General features: G+C 71.3%; 13 protein-coding genes. 7 read left to right on the top strand and 6 right to left on the bottom strand.

Annotation, left to right across the window (positions count from 1 at the left end):
- Window positions 1-193 precede the first annotated feature (193 nt).
- Both ACWCRB_RS35335 and ACWCRB_RS35330 read left to right on the top strand, forming a co-directional pair.
- Window positions 194-1,852: a thiamine pyrophosphate-binding protein gene (locus tag ACWCRB_RS35335; RefSeq protein ID WP_450999956.1), complete on the top strand. Its 1,659-nt coding sequence runs from the start codon at window positions 194-196 to the stop codon at window positions 1,850-1,852.
- Window positions 1,853-1,919: 67 nt separating this feature from the next.
- Window positions 1,920-2,654: an IclR family transcriptional regulator gene (locus ACWCRB_RS35330; RefSeq protein ID WP_369031008.1), complete on the top strand. Its 735-nt coding sequence runs from the start codon at window positions 1,920-1,922 to the stop codon at window positions 2,652-2,654.
- Window positions 2,655-2,800: 146 nt separating this feature from the next.
- Here ACWCRB_RS35330 and ACWCRB_RS35325 read toward each other — a convergent pair whose 3' ends face one another.
- From ACWCRB_RS35325 to ACWCRB_RS35315, 3 genes are all read right to left on the bottom strand, one after another.
- Window positions 2,801-4,273 (bottom strand): sugar ABC transporter ATP-binding protein, encoded by a 1,473-nt coding sequence (locus tag ACWCRB_RS35325; RefSeq protein WP_450999955.1) that lies wholly within the window; start codon window positions 4,271-4,273, stop codon window positions 2,801-2,803.
- A gap of 1 nt (window position 4,274) precedes the next feature.
- Window positions 4,275-5,345, bottom strand: coding sequence for a sugar ABC transporter substrate-binding protein (locus tag ACWCRB_RS35320; RefSeq protein ID WP_450999954.1), 1,071 nt, complete (start codon window positions 5,343-5,345; stop codon window positions 4,275-4,277).
- A 75-nt stretch (window positions 5,346-5,420) separates the two neighbouring features.
- Window positions 5,421-6,470 (bottom strand): ABC transporter permease, encoded by a 1,050-nt coding sequence (locus tag ACWCRB_RS35315; protein ID WP_450999953.1) that lies wholly within the window; start codon window positions 6,468-6,470, stop codon window positions 5,421-5,423.
- A gap of 146 nt (window positions 6,471-6,616) precedes the next feature.
- Here ACWCRB_RS35315 and ACWCRB_RS35310 point away from each other — a divergent pair, with 146 nt between their 5' ends.
- Window positions 6,617-7,342: an SDR family NAD(P)-dependent oxidoreductase gene (locus ACWCRB_RS35310; RefSeq protein ID WP_450999952.1), complete on the top strand. Its 726-nt coding sequence runs from the start codon at window positions 6,617-6,619 to the stop codon at window positions 7,340-7,342.
- A 10-nt stretch (window positions 7,343-7,352) separates the two neighbouring features.
- On the opposite strand, the gene ACWCRB_RS35305 is transcribed toward ACWCRB_RS35310, so the two are convergent.
- A complete protein-coding gene (locus tag ACWCRB_RS35305) occupies window positions 7,353-8,849 on the bottom strand; it encodes a M1 family metallopeptidase (RefSeq protein ID WP_450999951.1) in 1,497 nt (498 codons plus the stop codon).
- Between the two features lie 164 nt (window positions 8,850-9,013).
- Here ACWCRB_RS35305 and ACWCRB_RS35300 point away from each other — a divergent pair, with 164 nt between their 5' ends.
- Both ACWCRB_RS35300 and ACWCRB_RS35295 read left to right on the top strand, forming a co-directional pair.
- The gene (locus ACWCRB_RS35300) at window positions 9,014-10,975 is read left to right on the top strand and encodes a Xaa-Pro dipeptidyl-peptidase (protein ID WP_450999950.1); all 1,962 of its coding nucleotides are present in this window, start codon (window positions 9,014-9,016) and stop codon (window positions 10,973-10,975) included.
- Complete coding sequence (locus ACWCRB_RS35295; RefSeq protein WP_450999949.1) at window positions 10,972-12,246, top strand: M14 family metallopeptidase; 1,275 nt, start codon at window positions 10,972-10,974, stop codon at window positions 12,244-12,246. Before ACWCRB_RS35300 ends, ACWCRB_RS35295 begins: the two co-directional genes overlap by 4 nt.
- Before the next feature lie 131 nt (window positions 12,247-12,377).
- On the opposite strand, the gene ACWCRB_RS35290 is transcribed toward ACWCRB_RS35295, so the two are convergent.
- Window positions 12,378-13,298, bottom strand: coding sequence for an FAD-dependent oxidoreductase (locus ACWCRB_RS35290; RefSeq protein ID WP_450999958.1), 921 nt, complete (start codon window positions 13,296-13,298; stop codon window positions 12,378-12,380).
- 90 nt (window positions 13,299-13,388) lie between these two features.
- Here ACWCRB_RS35290 and ACWCRB_RS35285 point away from each other — a divergent pair, with 90 nt between their 5' ends.
- Window positions 13,389-14,432 carry an oxidoreductase gene (locus ACWCRB_RS35285; protein WP_450999948.1) on the top strand — a complete coding sequence of 348 codons (1,044 nt, stop codon included), beginning with the start codon at window positions 13,389-13,391 and terminating at the stop codon, window positions 14,430-14,432.
- Between the two features lie 48 nt (window positions 14,433-14,480).
- Window positions 14,481-16,124 (top strand): ABC-F family ATP-binding cassette domain-containing protein, encoded by a 1,644-nt coding sequence (locus ACWCRB_RS35280; protein ID WP_450999947.1) that lies wholly within the window; start codon window positions 14,481-14,483, stop codon window positions 16,122-16,124.
- A 396-nt stretch (window positions 16,125-16,520) separates the two neighbouring features.
- On the opposite strand, the gene ACWCRB_RS35275 is transcribed toward ACWCRB_RS35280, so the two are convergent.
- Window positions 16,521-18,899: a Tex family protein gene (locus tag ACWCRB_RS35275; protein WP_450999946.1), complete on the bottom strand. Its 2,379-nt coding sequence runs from the start codon at window positions 18,897-18,899 to the stop codon at window positions 16,521-16,523.
- Window positions 18,900-18,947: the final 48 nt, after the last annotated feature.

The following is an 18,947-nucleotide window of genomic DNA, read 5'->3' as shown; positions in this document are numbered from 1 at the left end:
CCGGCGTTTGAGGACGAGCGCGTTCAGCGCGACAAGGGGGGTCTGGGGGCGCAGCCCCCAGGGATGGGACGGGTAGGGGCGGCGGGGGCGAGGAAGCGTATCGCTCAGCGACACGACTCGCTTGCTCCTCGTCCGCCCGACCCGGACGCTGACCAGCAACCGGTCCTCATCTCCCCGCCCCCGAGGAGCCCCCATGGGATCCCGTCCCGCCCTCGCCCTGCTGGAGATCCTGCGCGGCGAAGGCGTGGACCGCGTCTTCGGCAACCCCGGCACCACAGAACTCCCCTTCCTCGCCGCCCTCGCGCACACCGAGGGCGGCACCGAGGGTGACAAGGAGAGCCACACCCCCGCCTACATCCTCGGCGTCCACGAAGGCGCCGTGGTCTCCATGGCCGACGGATACGCCCGCGCCACCGGCCGCCCCGCCTTCGTCAGCCTCCACATCGCCGCCGGGCTCGCCAACGGCCTGATCGGGCTGCTCAACGCCCGCCGCTCCCGCACCCCCCTCGTCGTGATGGCGGGCCAGCAGGACCGCAGGCACCTCCAGCAGGACCCGATGCTCTCCGGCGACCTCGTCTCCCTCGCCGCCCCCGCCGTGAAGGCCACCTTCGACATCCAGCACGCCCACGACCTCCCCCTCGCCCTGCGCCGCGCCTTCGCCCTGGCCGTAAGGCCCCCCGCCGGGCCCGTCTTCCTCTCCGTCCCCATGGACCTGTTCGCCGAGGACACCGAGGTCGAGGTCCCTGTCCGCAGCGTCCCACCCCGGCCCGGGCCCGCCGCAGGCCTCGACCGGGCCGCCATCATCCTCGGCGCCGCCGCCCGGCCCGTGATCGTCGCCGGTGACGGAGTCGGCCGCGAGGACGCGGTGAACGCCCTGGTCAGGACCGCCGAGGCCTGTGGTGCGACCGTCCATCACCAGCCCATGGCCGACTGGCTCGACTTCCCGACCACCCACCCCCTCCACGCGGGCATGCTCCCGCCCCGCCACGACGCGATCCGCGCCGCGCTCTCCCCGTACGACACCGTCCTGATCGTCGGCGCCCACGCCTTCACGCCCCACCACTACACGCCCGGGCCCGCGCTCCCGCCCGGCATCACCGTCTTACAGCTGGACTCCGACCCGGACGAGATCGGCCGCAACTTCCCGGTCGCCGCCGGGCTGGTGGGCGCGCTCGCGCCCTCCCTGGACAAGCTCGCCGAGCTGCTGCGCAGCCAGGTGCCCGCGCACACCGCGAAGGCCCGGATCCTGCGCGCCGGTGAGCGGCACACCGCCGAGCGGGACCGGGCCGAGGCCGCCGCTCTGGCCGCGTACTCACCGGCGCCGCTCGCGCCCTGGGCCGCCGCGCACGCCGTGGCCCGGGGACTGCCGCCGGACGCCGTGGTGGTCGAAGAGGCCATCACGGCAGGGCTGTTGCTGCGTCGGCTCGTGCGGCTCGACCGGCCCGGAAGTTACACGCATACCGTCGGCGGCGGGCTGGGCTGGGGCATCGGCGCCGCCGTCGGACGCTCGCTCGCCGAGCCCGGGCGGCCGGTCGTCGCCGTACTGGGGGACGGATGTGCCCTGTTCGGGCTTCAGGGGTTGTGGAGCGCGGCCCGTACGCAGGCACCCGTGCTCTTCGTCGTCATGAACAACGGCGTCTACCGCACCCTCCAGGACACCTACGCGGCGATGGGCGGCCAAGGCGTCTGTCCTGGCACGGAGTTGGGGCCGCTCGACTTCACCCAGGCGGCGCGCTTCTTCGGCGTCGACGCGGTACGGGCGACCGGCGCCGAGCACGTACGGGAGATCGTCGCCGGGGCAGGGGAGTTGACGCGTCCGCTGCTGCTCGACGTACCGCTGCGGCAGCAGTAAGGAGACGTTCCGGACTCATAGCCACGCGCGTCTTGTCACCCGGCCCCCCGGGCCTGACCATCTCCCCATGACGGACGGACCGGTTCCGAAGTCGGTGCTCGCGCGGGGCGTGACGCTGCTGCGAGTCTGCGGTGACGCCGACACCGCGCTGAGCCTCGCCGAACTCGCCCTGCGCACCGGGCTGCCCAAACCGACCGCGCACCGGCTGATCGGCGAACTGGTCCGGCTGGGGCTCGTCGAACGCACCCCCGAGGGCTCGTACCGCATCGGGCTTGCCCTCTTCGTCCTCGGCCAGTCGGCGCCGTCCATACGCGAACTCCGGGACACGGCACTGCCGTTCCTCGGCGATCTGCACGACGCGACGAAGGAGAACGTCCACCTGGCCGTGCCCGACGGCACCGACACCCTGTTCCTGGAGAAGATCACCGGCCGCCGCGCGACCCCGATCGTCTCCCGCACCGGAGGCCGGCTCCCCGCCCACTGCACGGCCACCGGCAAGATCTTCCTCGCCCACGACCCCCGGCTGCCCCGGGCCTCCCTGCCCCGCCTCACGCCCCGCACCCTCACCCTGCCCGGCCAGCTCGCCCGCGACCTGGCCCTGACCCGGGCCCGTGGCTACGGCGTCAACCTGGAGGAGGCCGAGGTCGGCATCTCGGCGGTCGCGGCCCCGGTCTACGGCCGAGGCTCCCGTCCCGTCGCCGCCATCTCGGTCACCGGCGGCACCCGTCGCCTCGACGTGGACCGGGTCGGCGCCCATGTGTGCGCGGCGGCCCGGGCACTGACGAGGCGACTCTCGGCCTGAACCGAGCACCGCCTGCCGCTCGCCACGAACCGCTTACCGCGCCCCTCCGCCTGCCCCTCACCCGCACTGTGCTTCAGCGACGCACCGCTACCGCGCCCCCACTCGCACCGCGCCTCAGCCACGCGCCCCCGCACCGCACTCCCCCCTCACTCCGCCCTCGGCACCCCCCGCTGTATCGCCACCGCCAACTCGTGCTCCGTCAGCCGCTCCCCGTGCACCTCCGCCGTGATGCGGCCCCGCACGAACACCAGCACCCGGTCGCACACCTCCGTCAGTTCGGCGAGGTCCGTCGAGGCGACCAGGACGGCCGCGCCGCCCGCCGCCAACTCGCCGACGATACGGTGCATCTCGGCCCGTACACCGACGTCGACGCCCCGCGTCGGATCGTCCAGGACCACGATCCTCGGGTCGGTCGCGAGCCACTTCGCGAAGACGACCTTCTGCTGGTTGCCGCCGGAGAGTCGGCCCACGACGTCGTGCGGACCGCCGCGCAGCCGCAGACGCTCCGTCAGTTCCGCTGTCCTGCCCACCAGTTCGGCCCGGGACGGCATGACTCCGCCCTTGCCCAGCGCCAGCCAGCTCACCGCCGTCGCGTTCTCCCACACCGTGCGGCCGGTCATCAGCCCGTACCGCTTCCGGTCGCTCGGCACGAACGCGACCCCGGCCCGTACCGCGTCCCGCAGCGAGCGGGGCTGCCCCCGGCCCCCTATGTCGACCCGCCCCGCCGAGACCGCCGTACGGCCGCACACCACCTCCAACGCGCCCAGATGGCCCGCCCCTTGGAGCCCCGCGACCCCGACGACCTCGCCCGCCCGCACGGTGAACGTCACATCCGTGAGCCGCCCGGGCACGCTCACCCCGGACAGCACCACCGGCGGTGGTGAGGTGTCGACCGCCTTGCGCGTCCGGCGGGCCGGTGGCTCGGGCCGGCCGCCGAGCATCGCCGTCACCAGCTCGGGTACGTCGAGTTCGGCGCGTGGTACCCCGGCCAGCGCGACCCGGCCGTCCCGCAGGACCGTCACGCGCTGCGCGAAGCGCATCACCTCCTCCAGGAAGTGGGTGACGTACAGGACCGCGATGCCCCGCCCCGTGAGGGTGCGCAGGACGCGTTCGAGGCGGTCCACGGCGGCGGCCGGGAGCGCCGACGTCGGCTCGTCGAGCACCAGGAGTCCGGGGCGGCGCAGCAGGGCCCGGGCGATCTCCGTCAACTGCTGGTCTGCTAGGGGGAGTTCGCCGAGCAGGGTGCCCGGCTCGACATCGAGGCCCAGGTCGGCGAGGACCGGCCGGGCCGCCCGGTCCATGGCGCCGTGGTCGAGCAGGCCGAAGCGGCGCGGCGGGCGGTGCGGGAAGAGGTTCTCCCGGACGGTGAGGTCGGGGAAGAGGCTCAACTCTTGTGACACGACGGCGATTTGCGTGTCGCCGGCCAGTTGTACCGCCCCTTCGTCCGCCGTCAGTGTTCCCGAGAGGATGCGTACCAGCGTGGACTTGCCGGCCCCGTTCTCACCGACCAGCGCGTGCACCTCGCCGCCCCGCAGTCTGATCCCGGCCCCGTCCAACGCCCGTACTCCGCCGTACGACTTGACCAGTCCCTGCGCCACCAGGACATCGCCGTACGTCATTTCAGCGTGCGTCCTTCAGCGGCTTGAGGTTGGCCTGCTGGTCGCCGAGCAGCTTGTCGATCGTCGGCTTGTACCAGTCGTACGCCGCGTCCGCGGACTTCTGGCGGGTGATGATCTCGTCGATGTTGGAGGAGTCGACGACACCGCCCGGCGACAGGAACCAGCCGTCGAGCAGCTTCCCGTCGTTCTCCCGCACGGCCTCGATCATCATCGCCGTCGACAGATAGCCCTTGAGGAAGTGCTGCGGGTCGATGGTGACGAAGTTCGAGCCGTCCTTGACCGCGTCGAGCGTCTTGGGGTCGACGTCGAACCCGGCGGTCAGCCACTTGCCGCCCTCCGCCTTCTTGATCTTGGCGAGGTTGTAGCTGTCGGCGTCCCCGACCCCCAGGAAGGCGAGCGCGTCCGGGTGCGCGTTGACCTGCGCCGACCAGGAACTGTAGTTCTGCCCGGGATCGCTGTACGTCTGGAAGGGGCCGAGGATCTTCACGTTCGGCGCCTCCTTCTTGAACGTGTCGGCGATTCCCTTGGCCCGGTTGTCGAGCACCGGCGTTCCGGGGTTGGGCACGCCGATGACGATCTCGCCCTTCGGGTCGGCGCCGAGCCGTTTCAGGGCCTCCGTCGCCATCAACTCGCCCAGCGCGTAGTTGTCGTTGCCCACATAGAAGGTGACCTTGCTGCCGTCGGTGGGGGAGGTGTCCAGGGCGACGATCGGGATGCCCTGGTCGACGGCGCGGGCGGCCGGGCGGGTGAAGATCGGCGGGTCCAGGTTCTCCAGGACGATGCCGTCCTTGGCGCGGGCGGTGAGGTTCTGGAAGAGCTGCACCTCGGCGGGGCCGTCGGTGTTGGGCGGACCGACCGCCTTGAAGTCGATGTTCCCCGCGTGATCGGCGGCGCTCTCCGCGCCGAGGACCATCTCGTGCGCGAAGTTCAGCGAGATGTTGGCGACCGCGATGCCCATGTTGAGCTTTCCGCCCGAACCGGCGGAACTGCTGTCGGAGTCGCCGCATCCGGCGGCGGCCATCAGCACCAGCGCGCCGAGGGCGGCGGACAGCGTACGGAGTCGGCGGTGCATCAGGGCCTCCAAGGGAGCGGCTCACAGGGGCACTTGGTGTGTCGGTGTGGGGGATCGGCAGCGAGGTGGAGGGAGTTACCTGCGTCGGCGTCCGGTCCGCCGCAGCGCGCTGTCGGCCGCCACCGCGACGAGGATGACCCCGCCGGTAGCGAACGACGTCCAGTTGATGGGGACTTCGAAGAACACGAGCCCGGCGGCCACGACCGACAGGATCATCGCCCCGGCCACCGCGCCGATCACCGAACCGCGCCCGCCGGCCAGCGGGGTGCCGCCGATGATGCACGCGGCGATGGCCTGCAACTCGTAGCCCTGGCCGAGCGTCGGGTCACCGGCGCCGTAGAAGGCGAGGGCGAGGGCGGCGGCACAGGCCGTGGTGAGACCGGACAGGGCGAGGGCCTGGATCCGGGTGCGGACGACGGGGATTCCGCTGAACGCGGCGGCATCCGGGTTGGAGCCGATCGCCCGCACCCGGGCCCCGAAGCGGGTGCGGGCGAGCACCACCGACAGGACGACGACCACCGCGAGCAGCACCCAGAGCGCGAACGGGACTCCGCCCGCGTCGCCGCCCGCGAGGGTGAAGAACGAGTCGTCCAGCGGCAGATCGGTGATCTGTTTGCCGTCCGCGAGGGCCAGCCCGACCCCCCGGAACAGCAGCAGCGTGCCCAGCGTGACAATGAACGACGGCAGCGCGAGCAGCGTCGTGACCAGCGCGTTGAACACCCCGAGCAGGATCCCGGTGGCCAGCATCACCGGCACCGCGAGCCACGGAGGCGTGCCCTCCCGCACCAGCAGCGCCCCCACCACCAGGCACATCGCGTAACTGCCGCCCACCGACAGATCGACCTCGCGCATGGCGAGCGCGAACACCATCCCGCACGCCATCAGCGAGATGTACACGGAGTTGTGCGCGGTGGAGAGCAGGTTGTCACTGGCGAGAAAGTCGGGATACGGGATGCCGATGCCCGCGATCAGCAGCCCCAGGACGAGCAGGACGCCCAGTTCGTCCCGTACGACCCGGCGCGGCAGCAGCCCGGCGAGCCGCGGCGGCACCCTGAACCGCCGCCGCCCGCGGTCCTGTTCGCGGGCGCGCTCGGCGTCGTCCACGGCACGCTCGGTCTCGGTCATCGGGCACGGCTCCCGTACGGGCGGCTGCAACGTCGGCTGGGGGGTGCACCGCAGCGTGGGCCCCTTGGGCGCGGGCGGCAACCGGGCCGTTCCGGCGAGTGAAATGCGCTCTTGCCGAGCGGCCGGTGCCTCATCACACTCGCCCCATGGAGACGCGTACCGCACTGGTGACCGGCGCGGCACAGGGCCTCGGCCACGAGTTCGCCGTCGCGCTCGCGGGCCACGGCTACCGGGTCGCGGGCCTGGACCTGGTACCGCAGCCCGAGACCGCCGGAAAGGTGCTGGACTACCTGGAGCTGACCGCCGACGTCACCGACGAGACCCAGGTACGCCAGGCACTTAATCGCGTCATCGACCGCTTCGGCACCCTGCACATCCTTGTCAACAACGCGGGCGTCTACCCCTCCTCGCCCTTCGAGGAGACCACCCCGGAGGAGTGGCGGCGTGTGATGCGCGTGAACCTGGAGGCACCCTTCCTGGTCACCCAGGCGGTGCTGCCGCACCTCAGGGCGGCGGGCTGGGGGCGCATCGTGAACATCGCCTCGGCGGCCGTCCTCACCGCCCCGCCGACGATGGTCCCGTACGTCACCTCGAAGATGGGCCTGATCGGCTTCACCCGCGCCCTCGCCTCGGCCCTCGGTCCCTGCGGCATCACGGTCAACGCGATCGCCCCCAGCATGGTCCGCACGGCGACGGCCGAGCGGACCGTCGGCGCGGACGGCGGCTTCGAGCACGTCCGCGCCCAACAGGCCGTACCCCGTACGCAGTTGCCGTCCGACCTCGTCTCGACCCTCCTGTACGTGATCGACGAGGGCAGCGGCTTCCTGACCGGCCAGACCCTCAACGTGTCAGGCGGGTCCGCGTACTTGTGAGGTCCGCGTCTCAGTGTGCGTCGTGGTGCACGGAGTTGGTCGCCGCGATCTCCTTCCAGGACTTCGGCATCACGGGAGCCACCGATGCCGATACCGAGGCCCGCGCCGCCGCCGGAGCCGCCGGCTTCGACGCCTGGAACAGCCAGGTGTCGAACAGCGCCCCCAACGACTCGCCGGACACCTGTTCGGCGTACGCCTGGAAGTCGGCGACGGACGCGTTGCCGTACGCGAACTTCGTCGGCCACCCCTTCAGGATCGCGAAGAAGTCCGCGTCGCCGATCTCGTTGCGCAGCGCCTGGAGGGCCAGTGCGCCCCGGTCGTAGACGGCCAGGTGGAACTGGTTCTCGGGGCCCGGGTCGCCCGGCTTCACGGTCCAGAACGGGTCGTCGGCCGGGTGGACGGCGTACACGTAGTCGGCGAGTTCCTGTGCCGTGCCCTCGCCCTCGTGCTCGGACCACAGCCACTGCGCGTACCGCGCGAAGCCCTCGTTGACCCAGATGTCCTTCCAGCCGGCGACGGACACCGCGTCGCCGTACCACTGGTGGGCCAGCTCATGGACGACGACGGAGACGTTCGTCCCGTTCGCGAACTGGCGGGGGCTGTAGAAGGGCCGGGTCTGCGTCTCCAGGGCGTACCCCGTGTTCGTGTTCGGAACGTATCCGCCGAGCGCGTTGAACGGGTACGGGCCGAAGTACTCGGCCAGCCAGTCCGCGACCTCCCCGGTCCGCTCGATACTCGCCCGCGCGGCCCCGTAGTTGTCGCCGAGGTCCTTGCTGTAGGCGTTGACCACCGGGACGCCGCTCTCGGTCGTCCCGGTCGTGACGTCGAACTTCCCGACCGCGAGCGTGGCGAGATACGTGGCCTGCGGTTTGTTGGAGCGCCAGTTCCAGCGGGTCCAGCCGAGGCGTGAACTCGTCGACTGGAGCGTGCCGTTGGAGATCGCCTGCGAGCCGTCCGGGACGAGCACCGAGACGTCGTACGTGGCCTTGTCGAGCGGGTGGTCGTTGCTGGGGAACCACCACCAGGCGGCCTCGGGCTCGTTGGCGCCGACGCCGCCGTCAGGCGTGCGGTGCCAGCTCGTGAAGCCGTACGCCTGCTTCGACGAGGGAACTCCGCTGTACCGCACGACGACGGTGACCGCCGTGCCCTTGGCCAGCGGAGTACGCGGTGTGATCTCCAGCTCGTGCTCGCCGGAGGTGGCGAAGGCGGCGCGCGAGCCGTTGACGCGGACCTCGCTCACATCCAACAGGAAGTCGAGGTTGAAGCGCGACAGATCCTGGGTCGTCTTCGCGAGGAGGGTCGCCGTGCCCTCCAACTCGTCCGTCGCGGGCTGGTACTTGAGCCGCAGGTCGTAGTGCGAGACGTCGTATCCGCCGTTGCCGTACGCCGGATAGTAGGGGTCGCCGATGCCCGGTGCGCCGGGGGAGTAGCTCGCGGCGGACGCCGGGATCGCCAGCATCAGGGAGGCCGTCGCGAGTGCGCCCGACGGGATGAGTCTGCGGTGCACGAAAGCTCCAAGTCGTGGGGGGCGTGAAGTCTGTTCGCAGCCTATTCATCACCTGTGGGACCAGGCGTGTCCACAACCGCCCCTGTCACACGATCGCCATTCGGCCGTCATGGGCCCAAGAGACCCTCTTTTGCACGGGAGTTGACCGCAGTACCGTCCGGCACATGCCGAAACGCACGCGCTTCACGACCTGGAGATCGCTCGCGACGGCGGCCACCGCCGCCCTCGTGGCCGCCCTGCTCACCCCGGCCGTCGCCCACAGCGCCCCGAGCGCCCCACGGGAGAGCAGCCCCGTCTACTCGTACGACAACGCCATCCGCGAGGCCGTCTGGGTGGACACCGGCCTCGACGGCGACAGCGACGGGAAGTCCGACCGCGTGGCCGTCGACATCGTCCGGCCGCGCGAACTCGCCGCGCAGGGCCGCAAGATACCCGTGATCATGGACGCCAGCCCCTACTACTCCTGCTGCGGACGCGGCAACGAGAGCCAGCGCAAGACGTACGACGCGAACGGCAACGTTGTCCAGATGCCGCTGTTCTACGACAACTACTTCGTCCCGCGCGGCTACGCCTTCGTCGGCGTCGACCTGGCCGGCACCAACCGCTCCGACGGCTGCGTCGACGTCGGCGGACGCTCCGACATCCAGTCCGCGAAGGCCGTCGTCGACTGGCTGAACGGCCGCGCCAAGGCCTACACGACCCGCACGGGCACCGACCGGGCGAAGGCGACCTGGACCAACGGCAAGACGGGCATGATCGGCAAGAGCTACGACGGCACGATCGCCAACGGCGTGGCCGCCACGGGCGTGGAGGGCCTGGAGACGATCGTCCCGATCAGCGCGATCTCCTCCTGGTACGACTACTACTTCGCCCAGGGCGCCCCCCTCTACGACTCCGGCCCCGAATGGCTGTCGAACTATGTCGAGAGCCCGGCCGCCCGCGCCAAGTGTGCCGCCGTCCAGCAGAAGATCGTCGACGGAGCCCCGCGTACCGGCGACCGGACCCGCTTCTGGACCGAGCGCGACTACGTGAAGGACGCCCGGAAGATCAAGGCCAGCGTCTTCGTCATCCACGGCCAGCAGGACCTCAACGTCCGCCCCAAGCACTTCGGCCAGTGGTGGGACGCCCTCGCGAAGAACCGCGTCGAGCGCAAGATCTGGCTCTCCCAGACCGGCCACGTCGACCCCTTCGACTTCCGCCGCGCCGCCTGGGTCGACACCCTGCACCGCTGGTTCGACCACGAACTCCTCGGCTACGACAACGGCATCGACGACGAGCCCATGGCCGACATCGAGCGCCACCCCGACCAGTGGGTCACCTCGGCCGTCTGGCCGCCCCGCTCCACCAGCACCGTGAGCCTGCGCCCCGGCACCGGCGACCAGCCCGGCGTCGGCATCCTGGGCCTGCGCAAGCAGTCCGGCACGGAGAAGTTCACCGACGCCCCGACCCTGAGCGAGACCGACTGGTCGGCGCAGATCGACAGTTCGACACCGGGCAAGGCGGGCTTCACCACCGCACCACTCGCCACCGACCTGCGCGTATCGGGTTCGTCCACGGTGACCGTAACCGCCACCCCGAGCACCACCACGGCCCACCTGACCGCCGTCCTGGTCGACCTGGGCCCCGACACCATCCGGGACTACGCCGACCCCGCCGAGGGCATCACCACCCGCACCGACCGCACCTGCTGGGGCCCGAGCACCACCGGCGACAGCTCCTGCTTCCGCTCGACGCAAGCGAAGACGACCGCCGTCGACTACACGATCCTGAGCCGCGGCTGGGCCGACCTGGGCAACCACGCCTCGGCCACGAAGGGCGTCCCGCTCACCCCGGGCAAGCGCTACACGATCACCCTTGACCTGCACGCCACCGACCACGTGATCCCGGCGGGCCACCGCCTCGCCCTGATCGTCGCGGGCACCGACAAGGACCTCATCGACCCGCCGTCGACCACCCCGACCCTCACGCTCGACCTGTCCCGTACGACGGCCAGGGTCCCGCTCGTCGGCGGTGCGGGCGCGTTCGCGCGGGCCACGGCGGGTACCGTCCCGGCCACCCAGAGCCCGTCCCTCCTCGACGGCGTACGCGACCCGCGCGCCGCCCACCGCATCCCGGGAGCGATATGAACCCGCGTCTGGCCGCAGTGATCGCCGCCGCCCTCGCCGCACCGTTACTGTCGGCCCCCGCCTATGCCGCCGATGCCCAACCGGCGCCCCCACGCACCGGATTCGAGCAGACGAACGGCGCCCGCTGGACCAGCCAGCCCGAGGAACAGGACTTCCTCACCGCGGTCGACCGCGCGAGCGCCCGCGTCACGCTCACCGGCATCGGCACGACCAAACAGAACCGCCCCCTCCAACTCGTACGCATCGGCGGACGTCCGACCACCCGCACCGTGCTGCTCATCTGCAGCCAGCACGGCGACGAGCCGTCCGGCCGCGAGGCCTGCCTGACGACGATCCGCGACCTGGCGTACGCGAAGGACGCGCGGACGAAGGAGTTCCTGTCCCGCACCACGGTGCTCGTCGTCCCCACGGCCAACCCCGACGGCCGGGCCGCCGACACCCGGGGCAACAGCGACGGCGTCGACATCAACCGCGACCACCTGTCCCTCCAGACGGCGGAGGCGAGAGCGATGGCGGCGGTCCTGCGCGATCGCCAACCGGATGTCGTCTACGACCTGCACGAGTACGGCGCCACGCCCCTCTACTACGACAAGGACCTGTTCGACCTCTGGCCGCGCAACCTCAACACCGACGCTGCCGTCCACACCGAGGCACAGACCCTGTCCCAGACGTATGTTCGGCCGGCCGCCGGAAGCGCCGGGTTCACGACCGGCACATACGGCATCTGGACCGACCCCGTCACCGGTGACCCGATCCGCCAGGTGGCCGGGGACGGGCAGGAACGCATCCTGCGGAACATGTCCGGAGTGAAGCATTCGGTCGGACTGCTGATCGAGAGCCGCGTGGAGCCATTGACGGAGGGAACACCCGAGCCCGACAACAACCGACGCCGGGTGAACTCCCAACTGGCCGCCCTGAAGGGCCTGTTCAGCTTCGCCGGAGAACGGGGCCGACAGGTCGACACGGCCACCGCCGCCGCCCGCCTGACCGGTTACCGGGACACCGGCCCGGTCTACCTCGGCGGCGCGGACAACGACCCGGCCGAACCGTCCGAGGTCATCGAGAACCCGGCATGCGGCTACCGGCTCACGGGCGAGCAGTACGAGGAGGTGGCCGACGAGTTGGCGCTGCACGGAGTACGGGCACGCCCGGACGGGGAGGCCGGCGCCTATGTCCCCCTGCGCCAGTCACTGCGCGCCCTGGTACCCCTGCTCCTCGACGAGCGTGCCCCGTACCACCTGACGGAGGGGGAGGAGGACACGGACTGCTGAGCGGGCGGAATCCGCGTAATCCGCGGCGGAGGGGAGGGGCCGATGAAGTCGGGGAGGCGCGACAGCGCCCCCCGACAGGGGTGCGGGGAACTGCGCGACCAGCCCCCACCGACCCGCAGTCAAAGAACCGCTCACCCCCCGACAAGCTGCGCAGCCACCCCCGCACACCCCCAAGCGACCGTAACCCCGGCCCCACCATGCCCATAGTTGTGCACCAACACCCGCCCGTCGGCAAGAAGTTCACGTTCCAGCCGCACCGCGTCACGGGCGGGCCGCAGCCCAACCCGATGACCCAGCACCCTCGCACCGGCGATCTCCGGCCGAACCTCCGCACAACGCCGCACGATCTCCTCGGCCACCGCCGGATCAGGCACCAGCGACCACTCGTCCTCCTCCGCCGTACCGCCCAGGATCAGCCCACCCGGCTGCGGGAAGAAGTACGTGGTCTTCGAGCCGGAGTGCCCGGCCGCCGTGAACCACGTAGTGATCCCCGGGTTCTCCACGACGACCAACTGCCCCCGCACAGGACGTACCGCCGGATCGGGCACAAGATCGCGCGCCCCGAGCCCCGTGCAGTTGACGACGGCGTCCACCCCGTCGGCCCCGGTCGCCTCGGCGAGACTCTCGACGGACCGTTCCTCCACGACCCCGCCCGCCGCGAGGAACCGTTCCCGCAGCCACCCCAGATGCACCGGCATGTCGATCAACGGCAGCAGGGCCCGAAGCCCCTCACCCGTCTCCCGCAGCCCCGGTACCCGCGCGGCCCACGGACCCAGCTCGTCCAGCCGCTGCCCGGCCTGTACACCCTCGACCATGCGTACGCCCGTCTCCCCGGGCCGCTCCGCCAGCGCCTCGTAGACGGAGAACGACGCGAGCGACCACTCCCCGGTGAGCGCCTCCGGCTCGATCCGGTACGGCCACCACAGCGCACCCGCAACTGCCGAGGTGGTCCGCTCGGCGGGCTCCCTCTGCCACACCCGGACCCGCCGGCCCTGCTCGGCCAGCACCACCGCCGTCGTCAGGCCGATGACCCCGCCACCGACCACGATCACTTCACCACTCCGCCGCGTCTCCACGCGGGGACGTTAGCGGAATATGTCATGCCGTGCTCAGATCACTCCCAGTCTGGGGATACTCACAACATGTCTGCCGAGTACGCCACCTTCGGCCTGGCACCGGCGATGCGTGCCGGTGGAGTCCTCGCCAACGGTGACTACCAAGTCCACCGGGACTTCCTCGACTTCATCGTCGACGGCCGTCCCCTCCTCTACCAGCTCTCCGACCTCGACGCGGTCTCCCCGCTCGCCTCCGACGTCCCGCCCGCGATCTTCACCGCCCAGGTCCGCGGCCTGCTCCTGGAGGCCGAGGCTCCCCTGGAGGGCGGCCGGTACGTCATCTACGGCTGTCCCGAGTGCGCGGACCTCGCGTGCGGTGCCGTGACCGCGGCCATCGAGAGGGACGGCGGCGACTATGTGTGGCGCGACTTCGCCTGGCAGACGGACACCCACGCCGACCTGGAGCAGAACGGCTACCACGGCATCGGGCCCTTCCGTTTCCCGGGCGCCGAGTACCGGGAGGCCCTCGGGTCCCTCCTCGACACCGCGGAGGCGGCGGAGGCCGTGGAGCCGGGCGCGGCCCGCCGCCGTGTCCTGCTGATCGGTGCCCGGGTCGCCGTCCTCGCCAAGCTCGCCGCCGCCCTGCGCACCATCGGCATCGGCGCGGACATCACCCGGGACGCCACGGACGTCCCCGCCGACGAGCTGCGCGGCTACGGTGCCGTCGCCTTCGGCCGCGCGATCGACGAGGAGGAACGGGCCGCCGTACGCCGCTCCTTCGAACACGCGGGCGTCGAGGTGGCGTACGTCGACGGGCTCGCCCCGATCGTCCCGCTCCTCGTCGCCCAGATCGAACACGCCCTGGACCGCAGCCCGTTGGAACGGCGTCGCCTCACCCGCCTGGTCGCGGCCGACGGCGAGGCGGGCATAGAGGTCACCTCCACCTGCCGAGTCCACCTCACCGCGTACCGCCAGGACCGCCTGTACCGCACCCAGGCCCAGGAGGTCTTCGACGGCATCCTCGAACCGGGCCGGCATCGCATCGCCCTGGACGCGAAGGCGGTGAAGGGGGAGGCGTTCATCGTGGCGCGTACGTCGGGAACCGTGCTGGTGGAGCCGATGGCGAGGTGAAATCCCGGACGCGGCCTCCCATGGGCGGCAGCTAGGATCGGCTTCCTGATGACTGCCACCCTCGTCGCCAAGAACCTCGCCGCCGGCCACGGCGACCGCTCCCTCTTCTCCGGGCTCGACCTCGTCGTCGCGCCCGGAGACGTGATCGGGCTGGTCGGAGCCAACGGCGCGGGCAAGTCCACGCTGCTGAAGATGCTCGCCGGGCTGCTCCCGCCCGAGCAGGGCGAGCTGCGGCTCTCCCCGCCGACCGCGAGCGTCGGCCATCTCCCGCAGGAGCCGGAGCGCCGGGAGGGCGAGACCGTACGCGATTTCCTCGCGCGCCGCACGGGTGTGGCGGAGGCCCAGCGGGTCATGGACGAGGCGACACAGATGCTGGTGGAGGGGGCCCCGGGAGCGGACGACGCGTATTCGGTGAGCCTGGAACGCTGGCTGGACCTCGGCGGCGCCGACCTCGACGAGCGGGCGGAGGAGGTCGCGGACTCCCTGGCCCTGACGGTGGACCTGGACCAGCCGATGACATCCCTGTCGGGCGGCCAGGCGGCAAGAGCGGGACTGGCTTCACTGCTCCTCTCCCGCTACGACGTCTTCCTCCTCGACGAGCCGACGAACGACCTGGACCTCGACGGCCTGGAGCGCCTGGAACGCTTCGTCAAGGGTCTGCGCGCCGGCACGCTCGTCGTCAGCCACGACCGGGAGTTCCTCACCCGCACGGTCACCAAGGTCCTCGAACTGGACCTCGTCCAGCAGCAGATCAGGCTGTACGGCGGCGGCTACGAGGCCTATCTGGAGGAGCGCGAGGTCGCCCGCAGGCACGCTCGCGACGACTTCGAGGAGTACGCCGACAAGCGCTCCGCCCTCCAGGACCGGGCCCAGATGCAGCGCGGCTGGATGGACAAGGGCGTCAAGAACGCCCGGCGCAAGGCGAACAACGACAACGACAAGATCGGCCGCAAGTTCCGCAGCGAGGCGAGTGAGAAGCAGGCCGCGAAGGCCCGCCAGACCCAGCGCATGATCGAACGCCTGGACGTGGTCGAGGAGCCGCGCAAGGAGTGGGAACTGCGCATGGAGATCGCGGCGGCGCCGCGCTCCGGCTCGGTGGTCGCGACGCTGCGGGACGCGGAGGTGCGCCGCGCGGGCTTCACGCTCGGCCCGGTGAGCGTCCAGATCGACTGGGCGGACCGGATCGCGGTAACGGGAGCGAACGGCGCGGGCAAGTCGACGTTCCTGGGCGCCCTGCTGGGCCGGGTCCCGCTGGACGCGGGTCACGCCACGCTCGGCTCGGGTGTGGTGGTCGGTGAGGTGGACCAGGCCCGCAAGCTCTTCCACGGCCCGGAGGCCCTGCTGGACGCGTTCTGCGAGGCGGTCCCGGACACGGAGCCGGCGGAGGTCCGCACCCTCCTGGCCAAGTTCGGCCTGAAGGCGGAGCATGTCCTACGGCCGGCGGCGACGCTGTCCCCCGGTGAGCGCACAAGGTCAGCGCTGGCGCTTCTCCAGGGCCGAGGCGTGAACCTCCTGGTCCTGGACGAACCGACCAACCACCTCGACCTCCCGGCCATCGAACAACTGGAACAGGCCCTCGACTCCTACGAGGGCACGCTCCTCCTGGTGACCCACGACCGCAGAATGCTGGACGCGGTACGAGTCACCCGCCGCTTCGAGGTGGCAGCCGGCAAGGTGTCGGAACTGGCGTAGCGGGCCTGGCTGCGGCCCGGTGGGGGCTGGCCGCGCAGTTCCCCGCGCCCCTGAAAAGCCCGCCCGTCCCGATCCGTTTGGCTGCGGCCGGGTGGGGGCTGGTCGCGCAGTTCCTCGCGCCCCTGGAGGGGCGCCCCAGCGGGCCGGAGTTCGCAGGCGCCGAGCCGCGCGGCCGACTCCCGCCCAGCTGAGCATGCGCGCTGCTGGGCGGTGCCCACCCTGGCGGCTCTCGCCTCGGCGGCGCCGTCAAACCCGCTTAGCTGCGGGCATGCGTGACGCTAGGGGCGGGACGGGTGGGCGCAGCGGCACCCCGTACAGCGCCGGGCTGCGCGGCCCACCCGTCGGTCGGCACCAGTGCCGGGTGCCCTGACAACAAAGGGCACCCGGCACCCGTACTCACCTCCGCTTGGGATCCACCAACCCCGCCTTCCGCAACGCATCAGCCATCGCACTGTTCCCCGGCGCGGGCGCCCCCTGCCGAGCGCCTCCGCCTCCGCCCCCACCTCCCTGCCGCTGCTGCCGAGGCTGAGGCGGCCGGCCGCCACGCTGCTGAGGCCGTCCCCCGCCCTGACCCTGCCCCTCCCCGGAGGGCGCCGCCTCGTCGTCCAACCTCAGCGTCAGCGAAATCCGCTTTCGGGGAATGTCCACGTCAAGCACCTTCACCTTGACGATGTCCCCGGACTTCACCACGTCGTGCGGGTCCTTGACGAACGTCTTGGACATCGCCGACACATGCACCAGCCCGTCCTGGTGGACGCCGACATCCACGAACGCCCCGAAGGCCGCCACGTTCGTGACCACCCCCTCCAGCACCATCCCGGAGGACAGGTCGCCGATCTTCTCGACCCCGTCCTTGAAGGTGGCCGTCTTGAAGGCGGGCCGAGGGTCGCGCCCGGGCTTCTCCAGCTCGCGCAGGATGTCCGTCACCGTCGGCAGACCGAACGTCTCGTCGACGAAGTCATCGGGCCGCAGCGACCGCAGCACCGCCGTGTTCCCGACCAGGGAGGCGACCCCGTTGCCCGCCGACTTCACCATCCGCCGCACCACCGGATACGCCTCGGGGTGGACACTCGACGCGTCCAGCGGATCGTCCCCGCCCCGGATCCGCAGGAACCCCGCACACTGCTCGTACGCCTTCGGCCCGAGCCGCGCGACCCCCTTCAGCTGGGACCGCGACTTGAACGGCCCGTTGGCATCCCGGTGCGCCACGATGTTCTCCGCGAGCCCGGAGGAGATGCCGGAGACCCGCGACAGCAGCGGCGCGGACGCCGTGTTGACGTCGACCCCGACGCCGTTCACACAGTCCTCGACCACGGCGTCCAGCGACCGCGACAGCTTCACCTCGGACAGATCGTGCTGGTACTGCCCGACCCCGATCGACTTCGGGTCGATCTTCACCAGCTCGGCCAGCGGGTCCTGCAGCCGCCGCGCGATCGACACCGCCCCGCGCAGCGAGACGTCCATGTCCGGCAGCTCCTGCGAGGCGAACGCCGACGCCGAGTACACGGACGCGCCCGCCTCGGACACCATCACCTTGGTGAGCTTCAACTCCGGGTGCTTGGTGATGAGTTCACCGGCGAGCTTGTCCGTCTCGCGGGACGCCGTACCGTTGCCGATCGCGATCAGGTCGACCGCGTGCTCCTTGGCGAGCCGCGCCAGCTTGGCCAGCGCCTCGTCCCACTTGTTCGCCGGTACGTGCGGATAGATCACGTCCGTGCCGACGACCTTGCCCGTCGCGTCCACCACGGCCACCTTCACGCCCGTACGGAACCCGGGGTCGAGCCCCAGCGTCGCGCGCGTGCCGGCCGGAGCGGCGAGCAGCAGGTCGCGCAGGTTCGCCGCGAACACGTTGACCGCCTCGTCCTCCGCGACCGTACGCAGCCGAAGGCGCACGTCGATGCCGAGGTGCACCAGGATCCGGGTCCGCCAGGCCCAGCGCACGGTGTCGACGAGCCACTTGTCGCCGGGCCGGCCGCGCTCGGCGACCCCGAACCGGTGGGCGATGATCCCCTCGTACGAGGAAGGGCCCTCCGTCGGCTCCTCCGGCTCCAGGACCAGGTCGAGGACGTCCTCCTTCTCGCCGCGCAGCATCGCGAGGATGCGGTGCGAGGGCAGGGCGGTGAAGGGCTCGGCGAAGTCGAAGTAGTCGGCGAACTTGGCGCCCGCCTCCTCCTTGCCCTCCTTGACCTTGGCGGCCAGCCGCCCGCGCACCCACATGCGCTCGCGCACCTCGCCGATCAGGTCGGCGTCCTCCGAGAACCGCTCGGTGAGGATCGCGCGGGCGCCGTCCAGCGCGGCCTGCGGATCGGCGACGCCCTTGTCGGCGTCCACGAAGGCTGCCGCAGCCGCCAGCGGGTCCACGGACGGGTCGCCGAGCAGGCCCTCGGCCAGCGGCTCCAGGCCCGCCTCGCGCGCGATCTGCGCCTTCGTCCGCCGCTTCGGCTTGAACGGCAGATAGATGTCCTCCAGGCGCGCCTTCGTCTCCGCACCGCGGATCTGCGCCTCGACCTCGGGCGTCAGCTTGCCCTGCTCGCGCACCGATTCGAGGATCGCGGCCCGCCGCTCCTCCAGCTCCCGCAGATAGCGCAGCCGCTCCTCCAACGTGCGCAGCTGCGCATCGTCGAGCATCTCGGTCGCTTCCTTGCGGTAGCGGGCGATGAAGGGAACCGTCGAACCCCCGTCGAGCAACTCGACGGCGGCTCTCACCTGCCGCTCCCGTACGCCGAGTTCCTCGGCGATCCTGCCTTCGATGGACCCTACGAGGGGTGTCGTCACGATCCCGTACCGCCTTCTCCACTGAGGTTGCGCGGCAATTGTGGCAGG

The sequence above is a fragment of the Streptomyces sp. NPDC002156 genome (genome assembly GCF_053593675.1).
The sequence above is the reverse complement of the archived record's forward strand: the minus strand, read 5'-3'. Positions and strand labels throughout refer to the sequence as shown.

Excerpts from the sequence above, each read along its gene's own strand:
- ACWCRB_RS35335 (WP_450999956.1), top strand. The coding sequence starts at position 194 with ATGGGATCCCGTCCCGCCCTCGCCCTGCTGGAGATCCTGCGCGGCGAA.
- ACWCRB_RS35330 (WP_369031008.1), top strand. The coding sequence starts at position 1,920 with ATGACGGACGGACCGGTTCCGAAGTCGGTGCTCGCGCGGGGCGTGACG.
- ACWCRB_RS35325 (WP_450999955.1), bottom strand. The coding sequence starts at position 4,273 with ATGACGTACGGCGATGTCCTGGTGGCGCAGGGACTGGTCAAGTCGTAC.
- ACWCRB_RS35320 (WP_450999954.1), bottom strand. The coding sequence starts at position 5,345 with ATGCACCGCCGACTCCGTACGCTGTCCGCCGCCCTCGGCGCGCTGGTG.
- ACWCRB_RS35315 (WP_450999953.1), bottom strand. The coding sequence starts at position 6,470 with ATGACCGAGACCGAGCGTGCCGTGGACGACGCCGAGCGCGCCCGCGAA.
- ACWCRB_RS35310 (WP_450999952.1), top strand. The coding sequence starts at position 6,617 with ATGGAGACGCGTACCGCACTGGTGACCGGCGCGGCACAGGGCCTCGGC.
- ACWCRB_RS35300 (WP_450999950.1), top strand. The coding sequence starts at position 9,014 with ATGCCGAAACGCACGCGCTTCACGACCTGGAGATCGCTCGCGACGGCG.
- ACWCRB_RS35295 (WP_450999949.1), top strand. The coding sequence starts at position 10,972 with ATGAACCCGCGTCTGGCCGCAGTGATCGCCGCCGCCCTCGCCGCACCG.
- ACWCRB_RS35285 (WP_450999948.1), top strand. The coding sequence starts at position 13,389 with ATGTCTGCCGAGTACGCCACCTTCGGCCTGGCACCGGCGATGCGTGCC.
- ACWCRB_RS35280 (WP_450999947.1), top strand. The coding sequence starts at position 14,481 with ATGACTGCCACCCTCGTCGCCAAGAACCTCGCCGCCGGCCACGGCGAC.